We start from the raw sequence: 11,850 nt of genomic DNA on the forward strand, positions 1-11,850 counted from the left end.
CCTACTAATTCATAAAAATGAGCTATTTTATATCCCTCTTTTTCATCTTCATAAGAGCCTCTAAGCTCACACCCATATCAGATGCCGCCGCCTTACACGCCATAAAGTCATTCAACGCCACCACCATAGCCCCATCATCGCCTTTCTCTTTTGCTTTTTTATATCTATTTTTAGCACTTATTGCCGCACTTCTTAGCTCCTTTTTCTCATTTATCATTCTAAGACCCATAAATCTCCCCGCTAACTCCCCTAGCCCCATCGGCTCATCATATGCATTTTTAGGATTATTGCCTGTAGCTATGGCTAAGCCTTGCCTACCATATCTACCCAAGGTTATCGATGGCAAAAACTGCTTAGAAAACGCATCTAATCTAGCTGTGAGCTGTTTTATAGCTGGATCGTGCTTACCTACCATATCATTCCCCCAGCTATCTCTACCACGCAAAATATCCAAAAGCCCACCAATTAACCCACCACCACCAGTGATATCATCTATACTACTAAGCCTAAATCCAGCCATCGCCCTAGCAGCGTTGAAGTATAGTCCAGACTCCCCTATTTGAACTTGATTTTTAACCCCAAAGAGATTTGGCAAGTAGTTTGAACTCGCCCAATCAGGCAATCTTGAGTTATCAGCATCTTTTTGCTCACTATCAAACCAATATGGCAAACTAGAAGCCCCCGTGCCTATCAAAGCAGTTTGCAACATAGCAAATTTAGCTGGATTTTTAATAGCTGCTTTAGTTACCACTATACTAGATTTAACCGCAAAGTGAAAAAACGGCAAAACCCCAGTCTTATCAAGCAGCTTAATAGTCGGATTAAAGTGAGAGCTATAATCCACATAAGCACTATTAGCATCACTAAAGGCCGCTTCATCACTCATACCCATATCTAAATTCTTCTTAAATCTAGCTAGTTTAAACCACTTATCCTCCCACGCATAAGCACTCCTAGCTATCCTGCCAGTGGCGCTATTTTTAGTTAGATAGATATTTTGCCACGATGCAGCTATATAGTATCCTAGTGGATTTTTAGTTTTTAGCGCCTCTTTTGCCACTTCATCATTTGCCATTAGTAAATTTCTCATCTCTATATCATCGCTAGCCGTATCAAGCCCCATCGCTTCAGCTTTAGCTAGTAACTCATCAAAGCCTTTTTTATCACTGGCTAAAAGCTTCATTAGCTTTAAATTCGCCCCCAAATCCCCATGTAAAAAAGCCAAAACCGAGTTACTAAGCACATTATACCCATGAGTTGCGGGATTTTTCACAGTTAAATTTACCTTGATATGATCTATCACATTTGTATATGGTCTAATGACATCAAAGATACTGCTCACAAGCCCAGCATTTTGTAAGTCATCATACACAGCGCTTGGCACATACTTCCCAGCTAATGCCCCATATTTTTTAACCCCACCGCCCACACTCTCATCACTTACCTTCACATACCCATCTTTTGGCTGAACTACTGCGTATTCATCAGCTAAGCTTTTAAATAAAATAGCCTTTTGTATCTGATTATTTTGTGAATTTAGAGTTTGAGTTACTGCGATGGCTGCGTCTTCTATCAAACCTAATTGAACTCTATCTTCATAGCTTAAATTCTCATCTCTACCCCTTAATTTACCTATACCAAATCCACCTAAAGAGGCATCTTTTTTACCATAATATTGCGAGTAGCTATATTTTATATAATTCTCTTTAGCATTCTCTCCTTTTAGCATTCCTAAAGAGATTAATTGCTCTGCTCTCTCATCTATTTTATCTCTTAGTTTTTGATATGTTGGGCGTAGCTTCTCAGCTAAATTTGGCTCCACTTCTTGTCCATCAAGCATTCTAAATAGCGCCACTCTCTCATCTATTTTTAACTTTACTAAGCTCTCATACACCTTCATAGCCTCCATTCTTGCTACTTGGTTATTACGATGATATGCTGATTTTAGCCTACTTAAAGCACCTATCTCATCTTGTAAGGCAAAGGCTTTTTCTAATCCCCTTTGGATTTTTTCTCCACTCTCTTGAGAACCAAAAGCACGACTTATAGATCCAACCCCCTTAATTCCACTCTTAACACCCTTAGCATATATATTTTTATACGCCCAATCAAAGGCTTCATCTACTCTTTTTTCCCACCTACCTGCTATGCTGTTTGGATACTCCTTACCATCAACGCCTTTTAAGATATTTTCTTGACTTTTATTAGCAGTTGTGGTAAAATTCTCACTAGAGTTTAAAGGCAGAGTCTCGCCTTTTGTAATTGGAGAAGATGTATATAAACTTTCTCCATTCTCTTTATTTATATAGCTAGTAACTATCCATTTATTGGTAGGTTTGCCTTTCCAATTATCTTTAATCCCAACTATAAAATTATCAAATTCAATTCTCAATCGCCCCTTATCATCCTTAATAAGATTTCCATTTTTTATAATATCAGGCAATTTATTTATAAGCTCTATTGCCTTTGCTTCGGCTTGTTCTTTGTTTAATCCTTGCTCCATAAACTCAGCCATTCTTTTATCTAAGATATGAGCTAAGCCATAGCCCTTATGTTTTATAGGGTCTGTTACTTCGCCCCATACCAAATCTATATCGCCTAGCTCCTCTCTCTCAAACGCCCCAGCCACTTGCCCTTGCCTTTCGGTTAAAAGCTTATCAATTGCCCCTTTGCCATCGTGATAAAACTCTGCGTAATTAGTGCCAAATTCTTTAATAGGTTGTATGGTTGGCTCTTGACTTTTATTAGCAGTTGTGGTAGAATTATTTTTGCCCTTTAGGGATAGATTGTTTCCATTCCCTAGCTCTTTTGAGTTCGTAACTTGGTCGAAATTCTGTGCGTTAGGGCTCTTTTTTTCATAACTTGTTATAACCCACTGATTATCACCTTTACCAAAAAATCCTTTTGAAAGCCCAGCTCTAAATTCAGAATTTCCTTCTTTTAGTATTATAGTATTTACACCAGCATTTTCTACTATCTCCCCATTTTTTATAATATCAGGCAATTTATTTATAAGCTCTATTGCCTTTGCTTCGGCTTGTTCTTTGTTTAATCCTTGCTCCATAAACTCAGCCATTCTTTTATCTAAGATATGAGATAAGCCATAGCCCTTATGTTTTATAGCGTCCGTTACTTCGCCCCACACTAAATCTATATCGCCTACCTCCTCTCTCTCAAACGCCCCAGCCACTTGCCCTTGCCTTTCGGTTAAGAGCTTATCAATTGCCCCTTTGCCATCGTGATAGAATTCAGCGTAATTAGTGCCAAATTCTTTAATAGGCTGTTTTAATTTTGGATTTTTAAAATTCATAGGCTCATTAAGATTTCTATCAGAATAGAATGTTATAATCCTTTCATGCAAAGCTAAACCACTTTTGGATCCTACCGCTGTAGTAGGGGCTTTGCTTTGTATATCACCCACCACAGCTCTAAATCTTACGCCATCACTATTTTCCCACTCATATATCCTAGCTCCATTTTTATCTATGAATGGCTCTTTATGATTTTTAATATACTCTCTTATATTTTTACCTAAATTTACTAATTCAATATCAGTGATATAGCCTTTTGCATCTTTATTTATCGTGTGTTTTATTATATGCTCAGCACCATAGCCTTTATTGTTTTTGTTATTAAATCCACGCTCAAATTTTATAGCACTATCTATACTATCTAAATCACGCTTTATTAGTGTAGATTTTTTGCCATTGTTCATTACATTATGTATCCCTCTGGCCTCTTTTTTAAAGACTTTTTCATACTCTCCAGCGTGTGCTGCCATCTCTAGTATCTCATCACTTGAGTTATGCAAAGAATTTAGGTTATCATTTTCTACCTTATTACTGCTAAATTTTTGAGTATTAATTCTCTTTATCTCATCACCATTTTTTACACTATCAAAGCCATTTTTCATTAGCTCATCGCTCACATCAGGCATCTTACGCCCACTAGCTCTAGCAACCTCTTTAGCAAAATTATTAGGACAAATCATTATCAACTCCTTTTTTATAATGATTTTACACTTTGAAATTCTTTTTATTAAATATTAGATATAATACCGCCAACTTAAAGGATAAAAAAAATGGAAAAATTAATAAAATTAAATGACACACAAAAAGAGCAATTTAGTAAATTTATCAAATCAACCCGCAATAAAATCATTCCAAAACCAAAAGATATTCTAATAAAAACCTTATTAAAGCACGACCTAAAAACTATCAAATTAGATACCATCAGCCAAACCATAACCCAACTTAGAGAGTATAGCTATGATGAGTTTTTAACCTATGAAAACGAATTTAATAGTGTAATCTTAAAAAATATAGCCAGCAAATTTAACATAGCAGATGAGATATTAACTCTCATCGCAAAAGATTTTTTTAAAAATTTACCATCTGATTATGATAGTTTCAAAGCTTCATTTTCACTATATTTTGGTAGATATGCAGGAGAGATTAGCCCATATATTTATGAACTTTGTCTAAGCAATACCCATAGAACTATTTTAACTTCGCAGACGAACGAAGTCCGTCTTTGCGACCAAAGTTTGGCACTTTGGAAACGCACTAAAGCCCCACTTCGTGGGGTACCCCATTTATGGGGCTTTAGTGTTTGGTTCTTTAGGGGCGACTTGTTGCCCCGCTAAAAGAACATAAAAAATGGAGGCTCGATGAAAACCACACTAAGAGAGCGGTGGCAAGAAGTAGTAGAAGAGATAGATCGCTCAAATTTACCAAACATATATCTATTAACTTGCGACACAGATATAAGCACGAGCAAAATAACGCAGATGAGTCAGCACAATATCGTTTTAGTTGTATTAAATAGCGTAAAGTCAAAGTTAGAAAATTTCCACAATGTGATCACATTTGAAAGCTATTTCGCTCATGAGATACCTCAAATTTTAAATTATTGGGATAAGGCAAATGGTTAAATTTATAGATTTATTTGCTGGTATTGGCGGTATTAGATTGGGATTTGAAAATGCTTTTAAAGATAGCGTTTGTGTCTTTGCTAGTGAGATAGATAAATTTGCTATTAAAACATATGAAGCTAATTATAATCACACCCCTAGCGGAGATATAACCAAAATTAATACTGATGATATCCCTGACTTTGATGTTTTACTAGCTGGTTTTCCTTGCCAACCATTTTCCCAAGCTGGATTAGGGCTAGGCTTTAATGATAGTAGAGGGAGTATGTTTTTTGAAATTGAAAGAATTTTAAAAGCCAAACGACCAAAAGCCTTTTTGCTTGAAAATGTCAAACGCCTTGCCACGCACGATAAAGGACAAACATTCCAGACTATGCTAAAACACCTTAAAGATTTAGGATATCACACACACTTTAAAGTCTTAAATGCTAAAGATTTTGGCATTCCACAAAATAGAGAGCGTATTATAATTGTTGGTTTTGATAGAGCCGTAGATTTTAGCTTTCCTATTCCACTTGGGATACAGACTAAAGTTGGCGATATTTTAGAGCCAAATTGCGATGATAAATATACTATTTCAGATAAGCTATGGGCAGGACATCAGCTTAGAAAAGAACGCAATAAATCCCTTGGTAAGGGCTTTGGCTACTCACTATTTAATGCAAACTCACCATACACAAATACAATTTCAGCAAGATATTATAAAGACGGGAGTGAAATTTTAATCGAAAATCCAGGCAAAAATCCACGCAAACTAACACCACGTGAAGCGTGTCGCTTACAAGGCTTTAGTGATGATTTTAAGATAGTAGTTAGCGACGCACAAGCTTATAAGCAGTTTGGCAATTCTGTCTGTGTTCCGCTAATTACCGCTGTAGCCAAGCAGATGAAAAAGCACCTACTCCATCGCTGGCACTAATGGCGCATATCTTTTTTTTAGCCTTGTTTGAATGATATTATCTACTAAATTTGCTAGATTTCCTTTGTCGTGGATATATGCCTTAAGCAGTGAGCGAACATAAATTAACGAATCTTCATCTAGCCCCAAATCCGCTGGCATTATATCACGCTCAAATCTCATCACCACACTAGAGCTCACACCTATTGCCCCATTGCCATTTGCTAGAGCCTCTTCATCGCTTTGATTTGTAGGGATTTGCGGGTCTACTGGCTCCCCACGCAGTGAGCTTAATACATCTTTGACGCTATTAAATCCACCATATAAACTATTGCCGATGGAGTAGGTAGTAGTAGCAATATTTGATAAGCTAAGTAGCTGCGTTACTGTAGTCATAGAAAAGCCAAATTGTGCCGCCATAGAGCCTATAATCCCAGTCCCACTCATAGCCACACCATTGACAAACAAAACGCTTGAATTTGCCGTGCCTACACTCACAATCCCCATACCGCTATTTACAGTAGTTACGCCTAAATTTGTGGTAATACTCATACCGCTATTTACCATCATAGAAGTTGCCCCCACTCCACTTGTCGCCCCACCGCCATTCAATGCCATTTGAGTTAAATAGCAGCCACTTTGACTAGCCACCGCTTGTGAAGTCGCTGTAGATAACGCCGTAGATATACTAGCCCCAATTGACGCTACCCCCATTGCCGCACCAGCGAAACTAGCGATTTTACCACCAGTTATTAACCCTTCTATACCATGTTTAGCCCCAGCGTAGCTAAGCCCATAGCCTAAAGCACTTAAAAATATAGAAGATAGCGCTAGTGTCCCAGCAGCAGTAGTGATACCTATAGAGGCTAAAGCACTAGCGCTAGCACTATAAAACCCAGCCGAAGTAGCCCCAGCGGCTGCTCCAGCGCCAGTAGCTCCAGTAGTCCCAGCTGTAACAGCCGAACCAGCAGACGCAGTCTGAGCCGTCATTGTCCCCCATGTAACGATAGTTACTACTATAACTATCACTATAGCTACTATAGGCACTAGCTTTTCCCAAGTCTCCTTATCCTCTTCTACGAATAATCCATAATGGCTCTGCCACTCTGTAACGAATTTAAACGCTCCACGCAGTGGCATATGAGTATTTGGGTCGAATGTTTCTATCAAATTTAGCGTAGGGATGTCATAATAAAAGTAGTGTGTATGTTCATTATCAGAGCCAGTGGTAAAACTATGTTGCCCCCTCTTGGTGCCTTGTATCAATATCCTACCATCATCCATATACCCAGCTACTTCACCATCACCAAAAGCAATTATCCTACCAGCGTAGCTCCCCCAAAGATATATATCTACAAAGTCATCATCGCCATTAAGCACTAGCTCAACCTCCAAGGTTTGACCTAATAATTTTGTCATCTCATCATAGGTATAAACTCTACTATCTTTTAACTCTCTATAAAATTCAGGCAAATTTGCAAATATATTTATATCTTTATTATATCCAGTAAGCATTTCATCTCTTATACTTCCATCAGACCAATATGTATATTTATATATCGGTGTAGCTTGTAAAGTTGTATTAAAGTTCAAATCCCTTATATCAGCTAATCTCTGCCTAGAGCCATCAAGATTTATTCTCCAGCGCTCCATATCTATACTAACATTTCTAATAACTTTTATAGTTGATTGTGATTTATCTATTATCTTATTTCCATTCTCATCTAGTATCTCTTTAAAATTCTTTTTTTTATAAACTATATTATCCCACTCAAATCTACAACTTATTTTAGCTTTAACAGGAAACCGATATATATACTCTCTATCTTTAAATGGATTAAACACAGGATGAAGGCTATGAACCATCTCGCCTTGCCCCCATTTTTTAATTAGTGATAAATCTTTATAGCCATATTTGGTAGAAGTAGCGTTATCTACACTTCTAACTATCTCGCAAGTATCGTGATATATGCCACTACTATCGCCTGGGTCGCCTTGATACCACGCATATGGATTTTGCCCTACGAAAAATTGATTAAGCCCTAGATTATATGGACTATGATAATCATATGGGGCGCTTGAGCCAGATTTTATATCATATTTGCTTATGCTATAGACATAGCCATATACAGGATGATAGTATGAGCCATAATCTCTATGTTTGCCTTTTCTCATTAGCTGTATATGTAAAAGCTCTACTAGCTTTACCATGGCAATATTACGCCACTTTATAATCTCCCAAGTCTGCCTAAAAGGGGTATTAAACTGCGTTAATGTCTTATAACCTTTTAGATATGTATTTTTTACTTTTGCCATTATTTTGTGATTCTATTTACCGCATCAAGCATGCTAGTTTGTAACTGCCCAGGGATTGCCATACCACCAGCAGCATACATGCTGACTACATTGGCTAAATTTTCAGCCTCTTTTATCCTTAAATTATCATCAAAGCTTGCCTTCTCTCTATCTACGAGTCCAGCCTTTTTAGTCTCAGTTGCTGTTTGTGCTTTCACTAATTCTGTGCGTGCTGCGTTGAACTCCTTTTCGCCTTGAGCTAATCCAGCTTGAATTTGAGTTTTTAGCAGCTCAACTGTAGCATTGACACACACCGCTGTTATGCTAATGGTCATCTCTGAATTTGTCTTTGCTAGTAGCTCTGTAGCTGTTTTGCTATCGATTTTATACTCTGCGAATTTCTCTTCTAAATATCTTTGATTAGCCTTATAGATAGAGTTATCACTCATCACTGAACCAAAAATCGTATTTATAATATCTGCAAACTCATTTATATTCATTTTATCTCCTTTTTTTTAAATATTTTATAACCCTATTTTCTAAAAAAAGGACAAATCCAAAAAGCACCAATATATTTTATACAATATAAATTTATTTATCAAAATATAGTTTATGTAATATAAATTTATTTATCAAAATATAGTTTATGTAAATACAAATTTACTTAATAAAATCATAGTTTATGTATAAATTTACTTATAATTTTACTTACAAAAATCTATTTTTAATACTTTAAATATCATAAAACACGGCAAATACCATTCCGCACACCTCCACCAATGATATTTTTATACAATAATTTTATTTTATCCTTTTAAAATACCAACAATATTTAAAAGCTTTATCTTAACAACCCACTTAAATAATCTAATAAAAAGTATTATCTATAATATAGCTTTCCATCTCCACTATTTACAAAAGTTTTTAAATCCTCTTTTGTTCTTATTTTTAGCTCTGTGCCGTGTAGCTTACAAATATTATCAAGCGATGTAAAAATAGCAGAAAATTCCCCACCAAACTTAGCATTGGCATAATCGCTAAATGCTGAGTCTAGTGCCATCATTCGCTTCATATGAGCTTGTTCTACTGCTAGTTCTAACCTTTCTATTTTGGCAATTAAAGCTGGCAAATTAGAAGTCACAAGCTCTGTTATTTCATCTGCTCTTTGCTTATTCATAGCCTTACTATAAAGCTTTTTCAGGGTCAAACCACGCAGATTTTGCCCCTTGGATTTTGCTTAGAAACTGCTCATCTACACTAAACTTCTGCTCTAAAATCTCCACACTATTTACGCTTTTGAAGTGAAATTTCTTAAACTTACCATTATCAAGCGCAAGTAAATATCAAAAGCCCATAAAAGTGCGATTTTTATAGGTTTTAGCTTAAACTATACTTTGCGGTAAAGCACACTTATAAGGCACTTTTGCCTATTTATATGATAAAAATGGTCGCTCAAGTCTCAATATACCTTTGGCTGGTGGGACTTTACAAGGATATACTAGCAATAGCGTATCTATAAAAAGAAGCTCTTTATCCACAATAAAAAAGGAAAAATATAAAAATCCCAGCCTAAGCGTATAATGTAGAGTTTTAGCTAAGTATTTTTACTTAGCTAAATGATTTTTATTGCTAATCTCCATTGATTTTATTATTTATTTCTTTTAATTTATCTTTACCCTTTTTTATATCGCTTAAAATCCTATTAATATATTCTTCAACACTGTTTTCATTCTCGATATTCTTTAAAATAAAATCTTTTGGCGTCATGCTTTCAAAGGCAAAATCACCAGCTAAATACCAATCATAATATTGTGCCTGTATATTCATGTCTTTTAGTTTGATTTCTTCATTGTTTTTAAGAAAACCATATAATATCTCATTCGTTTTTCTTTCTACAACAAATCTAACATATTTATTATATTTTAGTTCTTCTGGTGTTATTTCGATAACACAAATATTTTTATTTTCAAACTTATTAAATGACAATTTCCAATTATCTTGAATTTCCAAATTATTGTTTAGCTCGCTATAAACTTTTTCAAAAAAGTTATTTGTTAATTCTATTTCTACGCTTTTAAAATTATCGTATATTGCAGCACAAAGCTCATAGTTGCTTCTAATTTGCTCTTTTACTATATCATTCGCCATTCTTTCTCCTTGATTTGTTAATATTTTTACTGCTTTTTCGTATTGTGAAATTATCGCGGTTAAATCCATCAAATTCGTAATTTCATCTTTTACTCTGCACAACCACTCTATAATTTCTTTCTTATAAGAAATGTGTTTAAAAGCGATTTCATTATTGTCGATTATCAAAGAATCATTTTTGACTTCATCAATTCCATCTAACTTTTTAATTACATCATCAGAAGGTGTAAGATATAAAACCAAAATTCTCTCATAAATTTCGCTTAATGAATCTTCGTTTTGTTCGCCTATTTCGCCTATAATAGTTCGTATATATCTTGCGACTTGTTCATCGTGGTCGCTAGTCCAGAGTTTATTTTCTATTATTATGTGTTTATCGCCATCGGTTATATAAATATCAATATTTTCATATTCTCTATAAACTAGCGCATTTGAAGCATCAAGTCCAAAATCACTTATACCGCAAGCATTTATAAACTCACGCAAAAATAAATCGCCTTGATAATGCAGTCCCTTTGGGTCTAGCAAAGAGGCTATAAATTTTGAGTGTTTTACCTCTTTTGTTTCAAGCACATCAAAAATATTATAATCATGAATTCCACGAGCCCTACGCTCTTTTACTTTGTTTTCATACTCATTATAAGCCTTTTCAAACTCAGCAAAAAAACTTTTGTAGTCTTTTTCATTAAATTCCGCCATTGTAGTCTCCTAAAAAATGTTTAAAATTTTACCACAATTTCAATAGAAAATAGCCACCAAAAGCACCAAGTCCAGCCAAAGTACCAGCTCCACCAGCAGCAATCACACCACTCAACATAGAACTTAGTCCAAACACACTATAGCCAATTTTAGCAAGCTCAATATCTTTACCATTGATTTCTACTACATAATCATCATTGGCAGTTTCCACTCTAGCAATTAGTGCTGCAAAACGCTCCAATGTCCCATTAAGGGTTCTTTGTTTTTCTTCGCCTAATTGCTTAAATGCTTCATTTGTTTTATCTTGAATAAGTTTAAAGGCATCAACAGCATAAACATACATTTTTTGCTCTTCACTTCTTTCTATAGCTCCAACTGAATCTACTATCCAACCAGCTACTATAGGTATTAATGGTAATTGGCATATTATCTCCTTAAAATTCTTCTTTTATTCTGAAATTCTCATCAATGTTTTCAAGCCTTCATTACAAGCCTTAGCATTAATGGAATAAAACTTCTCTCTACTCCAAATCTTATTAAATAAACCATACATTTCATCAATACGGCAAATTAGTGGTCTATTGTCATATATTTTGCACTTATTGCTCTTAAGATCTAGCTCTTTACCCCCCCCCTTTTTTTTATCTAAATATTTACTTAAATTTAAAAAATAGCAAATTTATAAGCTCTTAAATTACATAAGAATATCAAAAAACAATTACTACCAAATGCGAGATAGTCTAATTTACAAGCTTGGATTGGCTTAATCATAATCCTAAGCTAATTTTAATAATATTATCATTACAAATTTATCTCATAGCCTAAATTCATAAATTTTCTTAAATTTTCATCTGGTTAATATCTAGAGTAATTTATT

At 35.1% G+C, this 11,850-nt stretch carries 10 protein-coding genes; 3 read left to right on the forward strand and 7 right to left on the reverse strand.

Annotated features, from left to right (window positions below; translation table 11 throughout):
• Positions 1–22: 22 nt before the first annotated feature.
• Positions 23–3,991, reverse strand: a complete 3,969-nt coding sequence (locus CSUIS19072_RS07000; RefSeq protein ID WP_236847932.1) for a DUF3519 domain-containing protein — start codon at positions 3,989–3,991, stop codon at positions 23–25.
• 90 nt (positions 3,992–4,081) lie between these two features.
• Here CSUIS19072_RS07000 and CSUIS19072_RS07005 point away from each other — a divergent pair, with 90 nt between their 5' ends.
• The 3 genes from CSUIS19072_RS07005 to CSUIS19072_RS07015 are packed head-to-tail and all read left to right on the forward strand — an operon-like array spanning position 4,082 to position 5,852.
• Complete coding sequence (locus CSUIS19072_RS07005) at positions 4,082–4,645, forward strand: hypothetical protein (protein WP_086237798.1); 564 nt, start codon at positions 4,082–4,084, stop codon at positions 4,643–4,645.
• 24 nt (positions 4,646–4,669) lie between these two features.
• Entirely contained in the window at positions 4,670–4,933 is a 264-nt protein-coding gene (locus tag CSUIS19072_RS07010; RefSeq protein ID WP_086293741.1) for a type II restriction endonuclease, read from the forward strand.
• A complete protein-coding gene (locus CSUIS19072_RS07015) occupies positions 4,926–5,852 on the forward strand; it encodes a DNA cytosine methyltransferase (protein WP_086237796.1) in 927 nt (308 codons plus the stop codon). Before CSUIS19072_RS07010 ends, CSUIS19072_RS07015 begins: the two co-directional genes overlap by 8 nt.
• Here CSUIS19072_RS07015 and CSUIS19072_RS07020 read toward each other — a convergent pair.
• The 6 genes from CSUIS19072_RS07020 to CSUIS19072_RS07045 form a co-directional block, all read right to left on the reverse strand.
• A complete protein-coding gene (locus CSUIS19072_RS07020) occupies positions 5,832–8,147 on the reverse strand; it encodes a hypothetical protein (RefSeq protein WP_086293743.1) in 2,316 nt (771 codons plus the stop codon). The genes CSUIS19072_RS07015 and CSUIS19072_RS07020 overlap by 21 nt on opposite strands.
• Positions 8,147–8,626 carry a hypothetical protein gene (locus CSUIS19072_RS07025; protein WP_086237794.1) on the reverse strand — a complete coding sequence of 160 codons (480 nt, stop codon included), beginning with the start codon at positions 8,624–8,626 and terminating at the stop codon, positions 8,147–8,149. Before CSUIS19072_RS07025 ends, CSUIS19072_RS07020 begins: the two co-directional genes overlap by 1 nt.
• A 380-nt stretch (positions 8,627–9,006) precedes the next feature.
• Positions 9,007–9,303, reverse strand: coding sequence for a hypothetical protein (locus CSUIS19072_RS07030; RefSeq protein WP_086237793.1), 297 nt, complete (start codon positions 9,301–9,303; stop codon positions 9,007–9,009).
• Between the two features lie 452 nt (positions 9,304–9,755).
• The gene (locus CSUIS19072_RS07035; RefSeq protein ID WP_086293746.1) at positions 9,756–10,973 is read right to left on the reverse strand and encodes a PDDEXK-like family protein; all 1,218 of its coding nucleotides are present in this window, start codon (positions 10,971–10,973) and stop codon (positions 9,756–9,758) included.
• Between the two features lie 28 nt (positions 10,974–11,001).
• Positions 11,002–11,316: a hypothetical protein gene (locus CSUIS19072_RS07040; RefSeq protein ID WP_086237791.1), complete on the reverse strand. Its 315-nt coding sequence runs from the start codon at positions 11,314–11,316 to the stop codon at positions 11,002–11,004.
• Between the two features lie 105 nt (positions 11,317–11,421).
• Positions 11,422–11,652 carry a YkgJ family cysteine cluster protein gene (locus CSUIS19072_RS07045; RefSeq protein ID WP_086242580.1) on the reverse strand — a complete coding sequence of 77 codons (231 nt, stop codon included), beginning with the start codon at positions 11,650–11,652 and terminating at the stop codon, positions 11,422–11,424.
• Positions 11,653–11,850: the final 198 nt, after the last annotated feature.

This window comes from Campylobacter sp. RM19072, from assembly GCF_024723485.1.
In the GTDB taxonomy this organism is placed as follows: Bacteria; Campylobacterota; Campylobacteria; order Campylobacterales; family Campylobacteraceae; genus Campylobacter; species Campylobacter porcelli.